The following is an 18564-nucleotide window of genomic DNA, read 5'->3' as shown; positions in this document are numbered from 1 at the left end:
TGAAAAACAAAAAAACGAACAGTTAACCAGATGCTGAATTAATCCGCGACAAGAGGAACAGCACAAAACAGAATTATGAAATTATGAACATAGAAAACACAAAAGCACAGATGCGAAAAGGAGTTTTGGAATATTGCATACTCTCCATTCTTCGAGGAGAAGATAAGTATGCTTCCGAAATTCTTGGAACCCTCAAGGATGCAAAAATGCTGGTAGTTGAAGGTACAATTTATCCCTTGCTAACCAGGTTAAAGAATGCCGGGTTGCTCAATTATCGCTGGGAGGAATCAACCTCTGGCCCACCCAGAAAATATTATGCACTTACGGAAACAGGTAAAGTGTTCCTGAAGGAATTGAACATTACCTGGGATGAACTCAGAGGAGCAGTTAATTTGGTTACCAATACTAAAAACAACTAACAATGAATAAAACAGTAAATATAAATCTCGCAAATATACTTTTTCACATAGATGAAAAAGCATTCAACAAATTACAGCGGTACCTGGAATCAATTAAGCGTTCATTTTCCGGTACGGCAGGAAGTGATGAAATCATTGCTGATATTGAAGCCAGGGTAGCTGAACTTTTCCAGGAAAAAATGGAAAACGACAGGCAGGTTATTACCCTCAAAGAAGTAGATGAAGTCATCAACATCATGGGACAGCCTGAAGACTATATGGTAGATGAAGACATTTTTGAAGATGAACCAAGAAAAAGTAGTGAATCACGGCCAAGAGTTAAAAAACTCTATAGAGATGTTGACAACAAATATATTGGTGGTGTGTGTGCCGGGCTTGAACATTATCTAGGGTTCGATGTCTTATGGATACGTCTAATTTTCATCGTACTTGGTATTTTCACAGGTTTTGGTTTTATTGCCTATATCTTACTCTGGATCTTAGTGCCGGAAGCTGCAACCACTTCTCAGAAATTGGATATGAGAGGTGAACCGGTTAACATAAGTAATATTGAAAAAAAAGTAAAAGAAGGTTTTGACGAGGTCGCAGATAGGGTAAAGAGTGTAGATTATGAAAAAGTAGGAAATAGAGTAAAAAGTAGTGGCAGGACTTTTTTTGATGCTCTTGGAGACATTATCATGTTCTTTTTCAAAGTTTTCGGAAAATTTATAGGGATATTATTAATCATAATAGGTGCCGCAACTTTAATTGGTCTCTTTATCGGATTATTCACGGTAGGAATTCTGGACATCGTACATATCCCAGGTGTTGATTTTTACGATATGGTGAATTCCACAGTTGCACCGGTTTGGTTGGTTTCACTACTCTCCTTTTTCGCAATAGGAATACCATTTTTCTTTCTGCTGTACCTGGGGTTAAAAATTCTTGTGAACAACCTTAAATCTATCGGAAACATTGCTAAGTTCTCTTTATTGGGATTATGGCTGCTCTCTATTATTGGATTGAGTGTCCTTGGAATTCAACAGGTATCGGCTCATGCTTTTAATGGAACAAGCACAGTTACAGAGGATTTGTATTTTCCTCAAGCCATTGATACTTTGCGTATTAGTCTACAATCCAGTGACCTATACGAAAATCAGGAAAACGTAGGAATAAATGGAATGACGGTTACCTATAACGAAAACGGAGATAAAATTTTATTTTCTGACGATGTAAGATTTGATATCAAAAAATCTGAAGATTCACTTGCACACATCCGTATTAGGAAGGACGCAGACGGAAGTTCTTTTACAAGCGCGAAAGATCGGGCAAGCAAGATTGATTACAATTATTCTGTTGAGGCTAATACCCTGTTACTCGATAATTTTCTTACAACAGATGTTAAAAATAAAGTTAGGGACCAGGAAGTCAGGTTAACTGTTTTTGTTCCCGCAAATAGTGTAATCCAATTGGATGAATCCGCTAAACGCCATATTGGAAGAATAACCCGCTACGACAAAGATATTTATAGAAGTGATATCATAGATTATCAGTGGCTTATGCAGGAGAACGGTGTATTAAAATGCCTGGATTGTCCTGAAGATATAGATAACGAAGACGATGATGAAAATGGCCGCATAATTATCAATGGGAATGGAGTAGATATTGACATTAAAGACGATGGGGATTCCTTTAAAATGAAAATTGATGAGGACGGAGTAAAGATCAAAACGAATGAGAATAACTAGAAGCTTACAATTCATCATTTGAATTCAACAATTGAGTAATTCATTTTCGTTATTTCTAATAGAAACATAGAATTTTATCAATCAAATTAAATCAGTAAACAATTAATCAAAACCCGTAAAATTTGGGTTCTTAAAAACGACAATCATGACAACATTAGCAAGAATTACAATCGCATTTATCCTGGCGCTATTTCTTTCCTCTTGTGCCTTTGACATAAATTTTGGAGACGGTAAAAAAGGAAATGGAGTTATAGCCAAAGACCGAAGAGAGGTTACTGAAGAATTTACCGTTGTATCTGCCTCAGAAGGCCTGGACGTATATGTTACTCAGGCTAAGGAATTTGAAATTTCAGTAGAAGCCGACGAAAATATTATTGACCTTATTGGAACAGATATCCGGGATGGTAAATTAAAAATCCATGCCATTGAAAATATTGGCAGAGCAACAAAAAAAATATATGTCTCTTTGCCCGACATTACCGGACTGGAATCTTCAAGCGGTGCTGATTTAGTTGGGAAGAGTGTTATTAAATCTGATAAAATATCATTGAATGCCAGTAGTGGCTCGGATCTGCGCGTAGAATTAAGTGCCGATGAAGTTGATGCCAATACAAGTAGTGGGGCGGATATTAGATTATCCGGTGAAGCCAATATGTTATATGCCAATGCCAGCAGTGGTTCAGATATTAAAGCCAGAGATTTTAATGTACAAACCTGCCGTGCCGATGCAAGCAGCGGAGCAGATATTTCTGTTAATGTATCTGAATCTCTAACTGCTGACGCCAGCAGCGGTGCTGATATTTCCTATACCGGAGAAGCAAAAGTTCAAATGAAGAAATCTGTTTCCGGAAACGTTCATAAAAACTAGGACGAGTTAGTCAGTATTAAACACCATACATTTTCTTAAGCATTATTATTTTAACCCCGGTATTCTTACCGGGGTTTTATTTCGTCATATATGGGATTTATTTATATTCGTATTAAACAATTGATTAATGAATCTCAATCTAAAAAAGTACACTTTAACCTTAAAACATACCTTTAGTATTTCAAGGGAATCTCATGATTCACAAGATACTTTAATAGTTTCTCTCTCGTCTGAAAATTGTACCGGCTACGGTGAAGCAACTTCTAATCCGTATTACGGTATTAGCTGTGAAAGTATGATCTCTGAAATAGAGGGAATTCGCCGGGAAATAGAGTCCTACAATTTTCATGATGCTGAAGATTTTTATTCATTTATTGCTTCTAGGGGATTGAGCAATTTTGCCTTATGTGCTTTAGATCTCGCGGCGCATGACCTCTATGGTAAAATCATTGGAAAACCACTGTATGAGATTTGGGGTACTTCTATTGAAAATTATCCTGTTACCAATTATACGATTGGTCTGGATACTGTAGATAAAATGGTCGCAAAAATAAAAGAAAAGCCCTGGCCCATTTACAAAATTAAGTTAGGAACGGATAATGATGTGGCCATTATTAAAGAGTTACGCAAACATACAAATGCTATTTTCAGGATTGATGCCAATTGTGCCTGGACCGCGAACGAGACTATTCACAATGCGCCCTTGTTAAAAGACCTGGGTGTAGAGTTTTTAGAACAGCCTCTAAAGGCCGATGATTGGGAAGGGATGGAAAAAGTAATTCACCAAAGTGTTCTTCCGGTAATTGCTGACGAAAGTTGCATAGAAGAGGGCGACGTAGGGAAATGCTGGCTCCATTTTAATGGTATAAATATTAAATTGACTAAATGCGGGGGACTGACGCCGGCTTTGCGAATGATAGATAAAGCCAGGGAACTAGGTTTGAAAGTCATGGTAGGGTGCATGACGGAATCTACCGTTGGGATTTCTGCCATTGCCCAGCTATTGCCGAAATTAGATTATGTAGATATGGATGGGGCAATGCTATTAGCCGAGGATATTGCAGCGGGGGTTCAAATTAAAGAAAAAGGCCGTGTTATTTTTCCTGAAATAAATGGCAGCGGAATAGAATTATTCAAATGACCTCTTATATACATTCTTTTCCGGGCCGCGAAATTGTAATTGAGCAGAAGAAATTTCTTTACTTCGGTGGAACCAGCTATTTTGGGTTGCAAACTGATAGGGAATTCCAGAGTATTTTTATCGCAAACATCAAAAAATATGGTATCAGCTACGGTGCTTCCAGAAAGTCCAATGTTCAGCTATCGATTTATAGAGAAGCGGAAACTCATCTTTCTAAATGGGTGGGCAGTGAAGACTGTGCAGTCCTATCATCAGGATATCTTGCGGGGCAATTAATTTGCAGCTTATTCAGTGGAAAGCAATATCAGTTGTTTTATACACCAAACAGTCATTCTGCCCTTTACCAATCCAAAATTAAACCCTATATCACTTATTCGGCTTTGAATATTGCTTTAAAGGACCATCTGTCATCAAACAAAGAGGCAACACCAGTTATTCTATTAGATACCATAGATTTCTCAGGCTACAACTATCCGCAATTTCAAGGGTTAACATCGTTGCCGCTAAATAAATGTATACTAGTGGCAGATGATTCACACGGCATTGGACAAATAGGCCCCGGCAATAGTGGTGTTTTCCAAATTCTCTCGAATTTCAAACCCAAAGAGCTATTAATTTGTTGTTCTTTGGGTAAAGCCTTAGGTATAGATGCAGGCGCAATCTTTGGCTGCAGGCACAGATTAAAAGAAGTAATTAAAACGGATTTTTACGCCGGAGCTTCACCCCCATCACCTGCAAGTATGGCCACTCTAATACAGGCTGAAGAGATATATAAATCTAAAAAAAGGACATTGGATGGTACTACGGTTTTTTTCTTAAATCTTATAAATGATCGAAAGAAATTTACCTTTATACAAGGATTCCCGGTATTTGGTTATTCCGATCCTGAATTAACCAAATTTCTGTACAATAACGGAATTATTGTGACCGATTTCAATTATCCCTCAGAAGAAGCCAGCTTAAAAAGCAGGATAGTATTAACTGCCTTACATACTGAGAAAGACATAATAAAAATTACCTCACTTATTAATTCTTTTTACGATTAATATTTAGACTAAAGGCCGGCCATTTACAATTCATAATTTAATCCCTGATATTCTGTTGGTTTTACAAAAAAATTTGTAACTTTTAAGATATCTTTAAGAATAACTATTTAAAACACAAAACCATGAAAAAATTTCTTGGATTAGTTTTATTGATGATGATTTTGGTCACGGCTACTTCAACCACATCTTTAAAACCTAACACTATGCATACCATGGAAGGAACCTGGGAACTGCAAAGCTTTTATAACTATGATGGACAGGAAGTAACAGATACTGCCAAAATACAAGAAGGTTACAGACAGGTAAAAATGTATTATGATGGGAAAGTAATGTGGTCACGCACAGATCCGAACGATACCATTGGCAGGTTTGGTTACGGTTCCTATAGGATAACTGACACCGATTTAATAGAAACGATTGAATACGGGGATTATCACATGATGAAGGCCTTAGATACTTTACGCGAATTCACATTTGAATTAGTTTTGAAGGATAACACCTATAGTCAGATATCAATTGATGCCGATGGCAACAGGACTTTCTCCGAAAATTACAAAAGAATAAATTAGGATCTGGTTTCTCCGGAAAATAAAAAGACCGCTATGTTTTAGCGGTCTTTTTATTTTAAAAGCAAATGGATTGCCTGTTAAATCAGGATACTTCCTGAGGAGTTTCAATGGTTGCCAAATAACGTTCCGCATCCAATGCTGCCATACAACCCGTTCCTGCTGCTGTCACCGCTTGTCTGTATTCCTTATCCTGAACATCACCACTGGCAAAGACTCCTGGCCTGCTGGTTTTAGTAGATTTACCATGTGTTATTAGATAGCCTGTTTCATCCATCTCTAACTGACCCTTGAAAATTTCTGTATTGGGTTTATGACCTATGGCAACAAAGAATCCTGTAATAGGAATTTCTTCTTTTTCACCTGTTTTATTATTCACGATACGTAAACCTTCAACAACCTGCTCGCCCAATACTTCATCCACTTCCGAATTATATCGCAGATCAATGTTTGGCAAACTGTTTACTCTATGTTGCATAGCCTTAGAGGCTCTCATAAAATCCTTTCGAACCAACATGGTAACTTTATTACAAATGTTTGCAAGATATGAAGCCTCCTCAGCGGCTGTATCACCACCTCCTACTATTGCTACATCTTGTCCTTTGTAAAAAAATCCATCGCAAACCGCACAGGCCGATACACCGCCTCCGCGCAAACGCTGCTCACTGGGAATATTTAAATATTTTGCAGTTGCACCTGTAGAAATAATAACGGTTTCTGCCTCAATTACTTTAGAATCATCTATGGTTACTTTGTGAATCCCGCCAACTTCATTACTGAAATCAACCGCAGTAGCCATTCCTATTCGGACTTCTGTTCCAAAGCGTTCTGCCTGTTGCTGCAACTGCACCATCATTGTAGGTCCGTCTATCCCTTCAGGGTAACCGGGGAAATTATCCACTTCCGTGGTGGTTGTTAATTGCCCTCCGGGCTCCATCCCGGTATACATAATTGGTTTCAGATCTGCTCTGGCTGCATAAATAGCAGCCGTATAACCTGCAGGACCTGAACCAAGTATAAGTGTTTTTACACGTTCAATTTTTTCTGACATGATTAAATATTAAACTATAATTATTATGCCATAAAAGTAGGATTTTCAAGATAAACCTTACTTTAAAAGTTATAAAAAGTTATTATAATTATTAAAGTTTATCATTGCTGTCTTTCTCATATAATTCAAATCAACTTTTGAATAATAATCAAAGTATTTACCTAATCCTTTATACCAAATTTGGATAAAATATCTTCCATTAAACACCATTTTGTGAATGATGACTGTAAGAGGTTTACACCAACGAAGGCAGTAAACCATAACCAATTAATGTTTACGTAAATGGCCAGCATTAAGCTAATTAGAACAAAGGTTCCGGCTACAGCCCTAACAATTCTGTTTTTCATACTTATTATATTTTATATTGATCTTTCTATGGGAACTACAATCGCTTTTATGGGATTGTTGGTTACCAGATTTTTATTAAACTCTTCAATCAAACTAAAGATAACATCTATTTTATCATCTTCTGTAAAAGAGAAAAAAAGACTGGACTCTACCCCCCCCTTAACTGTCGGAAACCATTTTGAGCTCATTAACAGGGATGCCTGTTGTTTATATCCATCTATTTCCGAACCGCTAAAACTCTCTATTTTGGCTTTTTTAAAAAGCCGCAGAATGTCTTCATCAAACTGATCTACAACGGTAACGATTAGTAATTTCATATTTTGTGATTTTTACGTTCTATCAAATAATATACGAGTGGTACAACCAGCAGCGTAAGTACTGTTGAAGCAATAGTTCCTCCCATTAATGAAATTGCCAAGCCCTGAAAAATAGGGTCAAAAAGAATGACAAAGGCACCAATTACGACAGTACCGGCGGTTAAGAGTATGGGAGTTGTACGAACTGCGCCTGCGTCAATAACCGCTTGTTTTAAAGGAATACCTTCTGCCACACGAAGGTTTATAAAGTCTATAAGCAGTACGGAATTTCTTACCATTATTCCCGCCAATGCTATCATTCCAATAAAAGAAGTAGCTGTAAAAAATGCATCTAACAACCAATGGCCCAGAACAATTCCCACCAAAGAAAGTGGAATTGCCACCATCATCACTATGGGTGCCTTAAAATTTTGAAACCACCCTACTATTAAAATATAGATAATGACAATAACCCCAAGAAATGCAATTCCCAAATCCCTGAATACCTCCAATGTAACTTGCCACTCTCCATCCCATTTTATAGTGTAATCATCTTCAAAATCTGGTTGTTTAATGTATAGTTCTTCAAGCTTATATCCTTCCGGAATATCTATTTCCTTTAATTTATCACTCATTCCCAGGATAGCATAAACCGGGCTCTCCAATTCCCCAGCCATATCAGCAACCACATAAACCACCCGTTTTTGATTTTTTCTATAAATGCTTTTGGCAGTAAAGGTTTTATTAATATCCGTTAAATCCCCTATGGTATTCATAGTTGCCATTTTTGATTTAACCTTGAGTTGAGAAATATCATTGATGGTGGATTTCTCTTTTTCGTCCAGGGCAAGTATCAGGTCTACCTGGTTGGATGCATCTTCATCATACAAGTTGGTTATGGCTCTTTCAGAAAGGGCCAAATTTAATGTTTGCGTAATTTGCTGTGGTGTCACACCATAAAGCATAGCCTTTTGCTTATCTATGATGAATTCATACTCGGTTTGGTCTGCTTCTACCATCCAATCCACATCCACCACATCTTTGGTATTGTTTAACAGGCTCCGTACCTGATTGGCGACAGCAATCTGCTCTTCATAATCCGGTCCATAAATTTCTCCTACGATGGTTGATAAAACAGGTGGTCCCGGTGGTACTTCCACCACTTTTACGTTCGCATTATATTTTAGTCCGATTTTTCTAATTTCAGGGCGCAGAAGGCTTGCAATCTGATGACTTTGAGCACTTCTTTCGTGTTTATCTACTAAGTTTACCTGGATATCAGCAACATTGCTACCGCTCCTGAGATCATAGTGTCTTACCAGTCCATTAAAGGTGATAGGGGCTGAAGTTCCTACATAACTTTGATAATTAATAACCTCAGGACGGGTAGATAAATACTGGGAAATTTCTTTTGCAACAACAGCAGTCCTTTCAAGTGTTGTACCTTCAGGCATGTCTATGACCACCTGAAATTCGTTTTTATTATCGAAAGGCAGCATTTTTACAGCAACCGTTTTGGTAAAGAACATGGCTACCGAAGCCAATAACAAAATGAAAGTTATTCCCAGAAATATCCAGCGTATTTTTTTATTTTCCAACAAAGGTTTTTCAAATCTCTCGTAGATCCTATATATAAAAGTTTCCTCTAGTTGTTTCTCTTCTTTTTTCTTTCCCTTTTTTTCCTTTTCACGCAGAAAAATAAAACCGAGGTAAGGAGTAATTGTAAGTGCCACAAACAAGGACAATATCATTGCTATCGATGCTCCAATTGGCATTGGGGACATATATGGGCCCATTAATCCTGAAACAAAAGCCATTGGTAAAACCGATGCAATTACCGTAAAAGTTGCCAGAATTGTTGGGTTTCCAACTTCATTTATGGCGTAAAGTGCAGCTTGTTTGAACGGCAAACGCTTCATTTTAAAATGCCGGTGCATGTTCTCTGCAATAATTATGGAATCATCAACCACTATTCCTGTTACAAACACCAGAGCGAAAAGAGTTATTCTATTAAGCGTATAGTCCAGCATATAATAGCTGAGTAATGTAAGGGCAAATGTAATTGGGACTGATAAAAACACCACCAAACCACCTCGCCAACCCATGGCTAACATAACCACAAATGTGACCGCAATGATTGCGCCTATAAGGTGCATAAGTAATTCTGATACTTTTTGAGAAGCAGTTTCTCCATAATTTCGGGTAACTTCCACATGTACATCTGACGGAATCAGATTTTGTTTCAGATGATCTACTTTTTTCAGGATAACATCCGAAATCTTCATTGCATCTGCTCCCTTTCGTTTGGCTATGGAAATGGTAACAGCCGGATATTCAGAATTATACAGTCGGGCATTTTCGCTTGCCTGGCCAAAACCAAGAGAGACATAATTTTTGGGCAATTCAGCTCCATCATGTATTGCCGCAATTTGTTTAAGGTATATTGGTTTATTTTGTTGAACGCCTACTACCAAATTTTCAACATCCTCTGTAGTCTCCAAAAATCTTCCGGTGGTTACGGTGAACTCTGTATCATATTTATCAAAACTACCACTGTTTAGCTGGCTATTGTTGGCCTTTATCATCTGGGCAACAGAAAGAAAATCAAGGCCGCTTTCTGCCATCTTGTTTTTGTCGAGTACTACCCTTAATTGCCTGTTCCTGCCACCAATTTTTTGGATAGCTGAAACATCATTTATCTTTTCAATTTCGTCAGTAACCTCCTGTGCAATCTGCTTCAATTGGTAATCATCGTAACTCTCACTCCACAAGGTTAACCCCAGCATTGGCACGTCATCAATGGCCCTGGTTTTCACCAAAGGAAAAGTCACGCCCTGTGGCATGATATCCATATGCTTATTAATCTCATTATAGAGTTTAACAAAAGACCGCTCAATATCCTCCCCCACATAAAACTGCACAATAACCATGGCCTGTTCATTCATGGAAGTAGAATAAACATATTCAACCCCTTTGATATTGGAGATAAGTTTTTCCAGAGGCTTTACCACCCTTGACTCAACTTCGGTAGGGCTGGCTCCCGGGTATCCCACAAAAATATCAGCAATGGGAACATCAATCTGAGGTTCTTCCTCCCTTGGAATTAAAAAGGAGCTGTATACTCCAATGATCATAAAAACTATCATTAGGAGCACTGTTAACTTTGATCCTATAAATGACTTTGCAATTTTCCCTGCTAATCCTTCTTTCATATTTTTATTATTGCTTTATGAACTTCTTTTCTTGGTGGGTGGTAAATAAACCTAACCCGGATCTATTGTATAGATATTTTAGCCCCGTTATATAATTTTCCATTTGCTGAAACAATAAAACTTTCATCTGCTGTTAAGCCGGATAAAACCTCAACCTTATCACCATAGGTCCGTCCTAAACGAAGCCATCTGAGAAGGGCGGTGTTACTCTCGCTTACGGTATATACTCCGGATAATTGACCTTTTTGAACAACTGCCTCAAGTGGTATTAAAGTTGCTCCTGATTGATTTTCGCCTGCTATAGGAAATTTGACTGTGGCATACATCCCGGATAGGATAGGCGCGCTTGTTTCCGATAAGGACACTTTAACATGATACTGACCACCTGTGTTTTTAGATGAGCTACTTACCTCAATAACTTCACCCGGGACATTCTCATTCAAAGTATTTAAACTTACCTGCACTTCCATGCCCTGTTTGATTTTTGTTATTTCAGATTCGGGAACTAAAGTGAGTACCTGATATTTCCCGGGAGCTTCTACTTCAAGAAGAGGCTTTCCAGGATTTGCCATATCACCGGGGTTTATGAACTTATTGGTTACTACTCCGTTAAAAGGAGCGCGAATATCTGCATAAGAAAATTGTGCATTTACTTCATTTTTCATTTGCCTTGCGCCCTCCAGTCTCGCTTTGGCCATATTGAAATTAGCAGTTATATCATCCAGCTCCTTTTGTGAAGCGCTATTTTCGTTAAACAAAGCGGTAAACCTTTTCAGGTCTTTTTCTGAATTGTTATAGGCTGCTGTAGCTTCAGCAATTCCGGCATTTACCTGGGCAAGCTTCGCAGACAGTTCCGTGTTGTTGATGCTCAACAAAAGTTGTCCTTTAGTAACCTTATCCCCTATCCTGACATGAATCTTGTCTACATGGCCCATGATACGGGTGCTTAAGTTGGCACTTTTGACGGCTTCTATCGTTCCACTGGTGGAAATCATATTCGGGCCATCAATCTCACCAACCATTCTTACGGTTACAGGAATAACAAGCTCATTTGCCTGTTGCTCTTTCTTCTCTTTAGTACTGCAACTCCAGACAAGAAGTATCAGAAGTATCACGTATAATTTTTGCATATTTCGGTTTTTATTCTTCATTATTTAATTATTCCTTTGTTAAAAATTCCATGTAGGCCACAGCAGAATTATGCTGAAAAATGGTAAAATAATATTCCAGTTGTTTCTGAGCATATTGCGTTTCAGCTAAGAGCAGATCCGTCGTTTTTTCCAAACCTTGTGCAAAACGATTGCTGCGAATTCTGAGTGCTTCTTTGGATTGATTTAAAGCCAGGGTGGTAAGCTCCAGATTATTTTTGGTATCCTGAAGCATCCGTCTCGCTTTGTTGAGTTCTAGCTGACTTTCTGATTTGTATTGCTCTAATTCCAATGTGGCTTTTTCAAACTCTGCTTTACTTTTATGGGCTTTACCAAACCGTTTAGTCCCGTTCAGGATGTCCCATCTCAATTCCGCCCCAAAAAGATAGCCGCTGGCACTTCCGCGAAACACCTGTTCATCATGTAATTCGTAGGTCCCAAAGGCATTCAATTTTGGTAAAAAACTCATTTTATCCGACCTATATGTTTGGTAATAGGCCTCTTTAGCTGATTCCATTGCCAAAATATCCTTTCTATTCTCCGATACATTTTCCAAAGAAAATTGGTTTGCAAAAACCTTGAGTGAATCGGCTGGGACCATTATCTGGTAGGTGGAGTCATTCATCATAACCGACAAGTAATTGGAGGCATTTTGAATATTACTCTTTGCATATTGCAGTTGATTATCAATTTCTGTAACTCGCACTTCCACCGCCAGTACATCAGATCGTTGAAGGTATCCCTGTTTGAAACTGTTGTCTGCAAGCCTTTTGTTTTCCATAGCAGCCACTTTTGTTTGTTCCAAAACTTCTACTGTTTTGTATGCCAGCTGTAACTGCATGTATGCTTTTTCAACCTCTAGCATCATGTAATCCCGCGTGCGCCCCGATTGGTATTCCGAGGCTGTCAATTTGGCTTTTGCTGCTTTGCGCTGGTAGAAACCATCAAAATTCAACAGGGGTTGTTGAATCTCAAACCGGGTTGCATAATCTTCAATTTGACTTGGGTTATTCAGGCGGTCCGGATTAAAATCGGCTTGTGTTACAATTTGCTGATTTAATTTAACACCAAAAGCCATCAACGGATTGTTAGTGGCTATGCCTGTATGTGAAAGACTAATATTGGGCAATAGTACGGCATTGGTTTGCCTAAAATCACCCTCAGCAGCCATAATATCTTTTTCTGTGATTTTTAAGGTTGAATTGTACTCCATCACCCTGTTCATTACCTCCCCCTTGGTAATAAGTACGTCTTTTTGAGCATTTATAAAAAAAACGCTCAACATGATCAGTATTTGTAGTGTATTCTTCATCAACTAATTATTTTGAAGCAAAATTAAGCTTAGAAGAAAGTGCAAACGGTAACCTATGTTACTGAAATATGGTAACTTATGTTACAGAGTATGCAAGCAGATTATCCTGAGATGATTAAAAAGAAATTAAAGTTTGGTTCCGTAAGCAAGATCCCCGGCATCGCCCAATCCGGGAATGATATATCCTTTGGCGGTCAATTCATCATCAATAGTAGCAATCCACAAGTGCGTATTATCCGGGAAAACACTTTTCACATATTCTATCCCTACTTTAGAACCAATAACAGAAATAATATGTATCTGTTTAGGTTGACCATGGTTTTTTAAGGCATTTAATACATTCTCTAGAGTCTTACCGGTTGCCAGCATAGGGTCTGTTAATATGAGTGTTTTACCCCCCAAAGCCGGAGCAGCAAAATATTTAACGATTACATCAAATTCGTTGCCTCCTGCCGGATGATGCCTGTAGGCAGAAATAAAAGCGTTCTCAGCTTTGTCAAAATAATTCAAAAGTCCACGATGTAAGGGCAAACCCGCCCTTAAAACAGAACACAAAACCAGGTTGTCTAATGGCAATGCCATGGCTTTATGGCCAAAGGGTGTTTGAACTGTACTTACCTTATAATTTAGAGTTTTGCTTAATTCATAACAAAGGATTTCACCAATCCGTTCAATATTCCTTCGAAAACGCATGGAATCCTTTTGAATTTTTATATCCCTAAGTTCTGCGACGAATTGATTTAGCAAGGAGTTTTCAGCTCCAAAATTATGAATGATCATTCATTTTATGATTTACCTTAAAGATACATTTTTTAGGATTTAAACCAGTAACTTATCCCGGCTGACCAATAGAAAACCGGCTTAAGATCTTCTGTCACTATAGTATCTTCATTGATTATAGTAGCGCTGCTTTGAGGGAATGCCATCATGGGGTAGAATGAAAAGATAAAATGTTTGAAATTGTAATGTAATGGAATCTCTATCTCCATATTCAGAACATTAAATTTTTGAACTTGTTCAATATTAATCATATTGGAATCTACCGTTCCGGAACCTGTATTAGCCATGCCTTTGCCTTTTCTGTTTCCCAGGCGACTGCTATTATAGTACTGCTGATAAAAATATTGTGTTCCGGCATACAAAGAAATACTGGGGTTAATCATTAGATTTTTATTCTTAGTGTAAAAAATACGGTTGATCATCAACCCGGTAATAAAATCTGTGGAACTGCCATCATTGAAATAACTACTTAAAGAGAGTGTGGTTTCCAGCATCCCGAAATCATAGCCTACAATACCTGTCAGACTGCCGGTTACTGATGACATCACATTGTTACTTTCCGCATTGAAAAAGTAAGCCGTCCCTGAAATACCGCCGCTAAAGTTGTTTGAATTGAAGATGTAACCCGCACTGAATAAAATAAGGTCAACCCCACTGGCTTGAGATCCTGTAAGGAAGGATAAGGACGCATCAGCGAAAAAGCCTGATTTATTATAATACCCCAGAGAAGGGAACAGATAAGGGGCGGCAATAGAATCGCGCCTGCCCATAAAAACATAATCATTAACATAACTAACATCTGCCAAAAAATAGGAAAAATCCTCATTAACAATATCATTAGTGGTTTTAACAGGGTCTTGCCCTATAAGAACTATAGGGATAATTGAAAATAAAAAAAAATTCAAAATAAGTCGAATCTTCATTTTGGATTACTTTAAATAAAGGGCCCCCGAATTGAACAGGAGCCCTCTATAATGTTTATTTTTTGCTTATTTTTTTCTTTTTCGCAGTAGGCTTATTTACACCTTTTTTTATCATCTTTTTTTGAGGGGCCATATTTTTTTGGATGATCATTTTTCGATACTGATACATATTACTAAACATTTGACCATCAGCATTCAGGCATTCTCCATCCTTCAGTTGTAATCTTTTTTGATCTCTTGTTTGAAAACTTCCATCAGGGTTCACTACAACTCCATTTCCAAGGTCCAGACTTTCTTGTAAACGTTGCTGCGTCTGATTTCTTACCACATACATATCTCCGTCAACCAAAGTATATTGGACTCTATTTTGATTTCGTTCCCGAATTTGATCCTGGGTTAAACCTTTATTCTCCTGACCTACTTTATAGCGGTATTGATATTCATTCCGATATTTGATACCATCACCATCTAAACATTCCCCATTTTTCAGTTTCAGGCGGTCACCATCCGCGGTTTCATAGGTGCCGTCTGGAGACACCACAGATCCGTCTGCTAAGGTCTGTCTATCTTTAAGGCGCATTTCTGCCCTATCTCTTAATTCTAACATTTCGCCATTAACCATAACCAATTTGGTACGGTCTTGATCCTGAATTCTATCCTGATCTCTTTCCTGGGCCGTGAGCGCCATAGATCCTAAAACTATAAGCGCCAATAAAACTAAATTTCTTTTCATGGTATTGAGATTTAATATTAATAAATAATGTTACAAACTTATAAGACTAAAACAACCAGGGCAATGACCATAGTCATGCAACCTTAATAAATACAGGGGTTTTGTGCAACATATGTTACATTCAGAAAAATTTTTCTATAAAATTTAGGAAGTATCAAATTTCGGATATTTACGGATTCCATATATCTTATTTTAAAAAGATTCGAGTTCTTTATGTGCATTAACCATGCTCCTATTTTCCTCAAAAATTACATGATTCCTTAAATATATTTTACTAATATTTGAAGTATAGTAACATTTGTTACACTTACGTTATTAAATAAATTCTTAATTTAGAATCTTTAGAAATAAACTGAATAATGAAAAGACGAAACTTTGTTAAAAAGGCGACTATAGGCACCATGGCCTCTGTAATAGGAGCGGATATTGTATTTGGTTCGGTTATGCCCGAAGGCTACAAACCACTAGCCTTCCAGGACCCCGACCCCTTCAAAATGTTTGACAAGGATAAAGGGATGGTCGTGCTAAACGACAAACCCTGGAATATTGAAGCAAAGGCTCACCTTTTGGATGATAAAATAACGCCTAACAAGTTTATGTTTATTCGAAACAATGGATTAATCCCGGAAAACATAGATGCTAACAGTTGGACCTTAACATTCGATGGAGAGTCCGTAAGGCAAGAGAAAACCTATACCCTGGCAGAGTTAAAATCAAAATTTCCGCAGTATACCTACCAATTAACCCTGGAATGTGGCGGTAATGGCCGAAGTGAATTTGACCCGCCCGCAAAAGGAAATCAATGGACAATTGGGGCGGTTTCCTGTGCTACCTGGACCGGAATAAGGCTAAAAGATGTTTTGGAAGATGTTGGAATAAAAGATGACGCAGTTTACATTGGATATCACGCTGCGGATTTACATTTAAGCAGGGATCCGGGGAAAGAGCCAATTTCCCGTGGCGCCCCGATGATAAAGGCTCTGCAGGAGGAAACCTTACTGGCTTTTAAAATGAACAACGAGGACATTCCTTTAGCCCATGGTTACCCTTTAAGGCTGATTGCCGGGGGCTGGCCGGCTTCAGTTTCCGGGAAATGGGTAAATAGAATAAGTATTCGAAATAAGGTACATGATGGCACCAAAATGACCGGCGATGCGTATAGGGTGCCTTGTAATCCTGTAGCTCCGGGCGAAAAGGTTAAAGAAGAGGATATGTGCATTATTGAATCTATGCCTGTAAAATCATTAATAACCTATCCGAAATCGGGGGCTATGATTAATAAAGGTAAAAAACTGGACATCCGGGGACATGCCTGGGCCGGAGAGCTTGAAGTAGTAAAAATGGAATATTCCATAGATTTTGGTTCCACCTGGCAGCCCTGTCCAATAGAAAAACCGGCAAACAGATTGGCGTGGCAACATTTTAATGCTTCAATAGACTTTCCAAAAGAAGGTTATTATGAAGTTTGGGCTCGGGCCACGGATTCCAACGGTATAAGTCAACCCATGCTATTACCAGGCTGGAATCCAAAGGGTTACCTTAATAACGCATGCCATAGAATTGCAGTAAAGGTTACATAAATGCAGGAGCACTCTAAGTTCAAACAACAAGTAAAAGCCATCTATAGACTTATGGCGGGCTTATTCGGCTTATTCATTGTAGCTGCAATCGGAATCCTGTTTTTGTTATCTAACCCTGATTGGACCAGGAAAAAGGCAACAGAAGTTGAGCCGGAATATGTTTCTATCCAGGAATCAGATGATTTTGACAAGATTGAAAATGGCATACATGTCAGAACCGGTCTTATAGAAGCTGATGGCTTAATGACAGTGGTGAATAATTGTACAAATTGCCATTCTGCAAAACTAGTCACCCAAAATAGAATGAATGAGGAACGCTGGATTGCGACCATCAGGTGGATGCAGGAAACACAAAATTTATGGGATTTGGGAAATAATGAAGCAATAATTGTAAACTATCTGGTGACTAATTACCCGCCTCAGAAAAAAGGAAGACGTGAAGTATTGTCAGATATTGAATGGTATGAGCTCAAAGATTAGTATATATGCGGTTTTGTTTATTTTGCTACTATCCTGCAAGGGAATCAATGAAAAACAAAACCTTGTCATTACAAATTATGCTTCCACGGAACATCTTATTGAAGCAAAAGAATTAATAAAAATTTTGAACGACGAAAATATAAAAATAGTTGATTTCAGAAATCCTGAGGATTATAAGACAGGACATATTTATGGTTCTTTAAATATATGGCGAACAGATGTTTCTGATAGTTCATTTCCATATATAGGAATGCGAGCCGGTAAGAAAAATATTGAACTTCTTTTCGGCGAATTAGGAATTGATAATAATGATCTTATTGTGGTCTATGATGATAAGGGCTCACCTGATGCTATGCGTTTATGGTGTTTATTAAAAAACTATGATTTTGATTCGGTGAAGATATTAAATGGTGGATTAAAGAGCTGGGAAAGTGTGGGTGGAAAACTTACAACAGATCCCTTCTCATATAACCCTACCCAATTTTATCTTCCTGAAAAAAGTAGTAAAAATTTGTGGATTGATAAAGACGAACTAATGGATTTAATAAGCGATGATAGTAAAAATGTTATTCTTATTGATACCCGTAGTTCTGAAGAATACAAAGGAATCCATATAAAAAAAGGAGCCTCAAAAGGAGGAAGAATTCCAAAAAGTATCCACATAGATTGGGCAGATTCGGTTGATCTCGAGGGCAGTAAAAAGTTCAGGTCCATTGAGGAATTGCAAAAGATTTACAAGGGTTTGGAAATGGGTTTAAAAGATACGATTATTGTTTATTGTCATACTGGTTACAGATCATCTTTGACTACCTTTGTATTAAGAGAATTGATGGGATTTGAAAATGTCTGGAACTATGATGGATCCTGGGTGGAATGGAGTTATTTTGACGAATTACCTTATGAAAAAGATAGTATAATATTATAAAACTAAATA

The 18564-nt window shown here is 37.9% G+C and carries 18 protein-coding genes; 9 read left to right on the top strand and 9 right to left on the bottom strand.

The genetic code is table 11. The annotated features are described in order from the left end of the window. Window positions 1-83: 83 nt before the first annotated feature. The 6 genes from Q0874_RS07645 (at window position 84) to Q0874_RS07620 (ending at window position 5770) form a co-directional block, all read left to right on the top strand. Window positions 84-419, top strand: a complete 336-nt coding sequence (locus tag Q0874_RS07645) for a PadR family transcriptional regulator (protein WP_299161429.1) — start codon at window positions 84-86, stop codon at window positions 417-419. 2 nt (window positions 420-421) lie between these two features. Continuing rightward, complete coding sequence (locus Q0874_RS07640; protein ID WP_299161426.1) at window positions 422-2146, top strand: PspC domain-containing protein; 1725 nt, start codon at window positions 422-424, stop codon at window positions 2144-2146. Window positions 2147-2291: 145 nt separating this feature from the next. Beyond that, complete coding sequence (locus Q0874_RS07635; RefSeq protein WP_299161423.1) at window positions 2292-3014, top strand: head GIN domain-containing protein; 723 nt, start codon at window positions 2292-2294, stop codon at window positions 3012-3014. A gap of 127 nt (window positions 3015-3141) precedes the next feature. Beyond that, window positions 3142-4155, top strand: a complete 1014-nt coding sequence (locus Q0874_RS07630; protein WP_299161420.1) for a dipeptide epimerase — start codon at window positions 3142-3144, stop codon at window positions 4153-4155. Next, window positions 4152-5201 (top strand): pyridoxal phosphate-dependent aminotransferase family protein, encoded by a 1050-nt coding sequence (locus Q0874_RS07625; RefSeq protein ID WP_299161417.1) that lies wholly within the window; start codon window positions 4152-4154, stop codon window positions 5199-5201. Before Q0874_RS07630 ends, Q0874_RS07625 begins: the two co-directional genes overlap by 4 nt. A gap of 122 nt (window positions 5202-5323) precedes the next feature. Beyond that, a complete protein-coding gene (locus Q0874_RS07620; protein WP_299161414.1) occupies window positions 5324-5770 on the top strand; it encodes a hypothetical protein in 447 nt (148 codons plus the stop codon). 82 nt (window positions 5771-5852) lie between these two features. Here Q0874_RS07620 and trxB read toward each other — a convergent pair whose 3' ends face one another. From trxB to Q0874_RS07575, 9 genes are all read right to left on the bottom strand, one after another. Beyond that, on the bottom strand, window positions 5853-6818 hold the full coding sequence (trxB, locus tag Q0874_RS07615; protein ID WP_299161412.1) for a thioredoxin-disulfide reductase: 966 nt from the start codon (window positions 6816-6818) through the stop codon (window positions 5853-5855). A 161-nt stretch (window positions 6819-6979) separates the two neighbouring features. Next, complete coding sequence (locus Q0874_RS07610) at window positions 6980-7165, bottom strand: DUF2892 domain-containing protein (protein ID WP_299161410.1); 186 nt, start codon at window positions 7163-7165, stop codon at window positions 6980-6982. A 12-nt stretch (window positions 7166-7177) separates the two neighbouring features. After that, window positions 7178-7483: a hypothetical protein gene (locus Q0874_RS07605; RefSeq protein WP_299161408.1), complete on the bottom strand. Its 306-nt coding sequence runs from the start codon at window positions 7481-7483 to the stop codon at window positions 7178-7180. Continuing rightward, on the bottom strand, window positions 7480-10674 hold the full coding sequence (locus Q0874_RS07600) for an efflux RND transporter permease subunit (RefSeq protein ID WP_299161405.1): 3195 nt from the start codon (window positions 10672-10674) through the stop codon (window positions 7480-7482). Before Q0874_RS07600 ends, Q0874_RS07605 begins: the two co-directional genes overlap by 4 nt. A 62-nt stretch (window positions 10675-10736) precedes the next feature. Continuing rightward, window positions 10737-11804 (bottom strand): efflux RND transporter periplasmic adaptor subunit, encoded by a 1068-nt coding sequence (locus tag Q0874_RS07595; RefSeq protein ID WP_299161403.1) that lies wholly within the window; start codon window positions 11802-11804, stop codon window positions 10737-10739. A 28-nt stretch (window positions 11805-11832) separates the two neighbouring features. Next, complete coding sequence (locus Q0874_RS07590) at window positions 11833-13134, bottom strand: TolC family protein (protein WP_299161401.1); 1302 nt, start codon at window positions 13132-13134, stop codon at window positions 11833-11835. A gap of 126 nt (window positions 13135-13260) precedes the next feature. Further along, entirely contained in the window at window positions 13261-13914 is a 654-nt protein-coding gene (gene upp, locus Q0874_RS07585; protein WP_299161398.1) for a uracil phosphoribosyltransferase, read from the bottom strand. Window positions 13915-13946: 32 nt separating this feature from the next. After that, on the bottom strand, window positions 13947-14837 hold the full coding sequence (locus tag Q0874_RS07580; protein ID WP_299161395.1) for a hypothetical protein: 891 nt from the start codon (window positions 14835-14837) through the stop codon (window positions 13947-13949). Window positions 14838-14892: 55 nt separating this feature from the next. Continuing rightward, entirely contained in the window at window positions 14893-15570 is a 678-nt protein-coding gene (locus Q0874_RS07575) for a DUF6799 domain-containing protein (protein ID WP_299161392.1), read from the bottom strand. A 359-nt stretch (window positions 15571-15929) separates the two neighbouring features. On the opposite strand from Q0874_RS07575, the gene Q0874_RS07570 reads away from it, so the two are divergent. Genes Q0874_RS07570 through Q0874_RS07560 form a run of 3 tightly spaced genes read left to right on the top strand, consistent with a single transcriptional unit; the run spans window position 15930 to window position 18555 of the window. Continuing rightward, the gene (locus Q0874_RS07570; protein ID WP_299161389.1) at window positions 15930-17150 is read left to right on the top strand and encodes a sulfite oxidase; all 1221 of its coding nucleotides are present in this window, start codon (window positions 15930-15932) and stop codon (window positions 17148-17150) included. Next, a complete protein-coding gene (locus Q0874_RS07565) occupies window positions 17151-17630 on the top strand; it encodes a monoheme cytochrome C (RefSeq protein WP_299161386.1) in 480 nt (159 codons plus the stop codon). After that, complete coding sequence (locus Q0874_RS07560; RefSeq protein WP_299161383.1) at window positions 17614-18555, top strand: sulfurtransferase; 942 nt, start codon at window positions 17614-17616, stop codon at window positions 18553-18555. Before Q0874_RS07565 ends, Q0874_RS07560 begins: the two co-directional genes overlap by 17 nt. The last annotated feature ends 9 nt before the right edge of the window (window positions 18556-18564 follow it).

The sequence above is a fragment of the uncultured Eudoraea sp. genome, from assembly GCF_947490415.1.
Lineage (GTDB): Bacteria > Bacteroidota > Bacteroidia > Flavobacteriales > Flavobacteriaceae > Eudoraea.
Note: the sequence above shows the minus strand (reverse complement) of the source record. Positions and strands in the feature narration are given on the sequence as shown.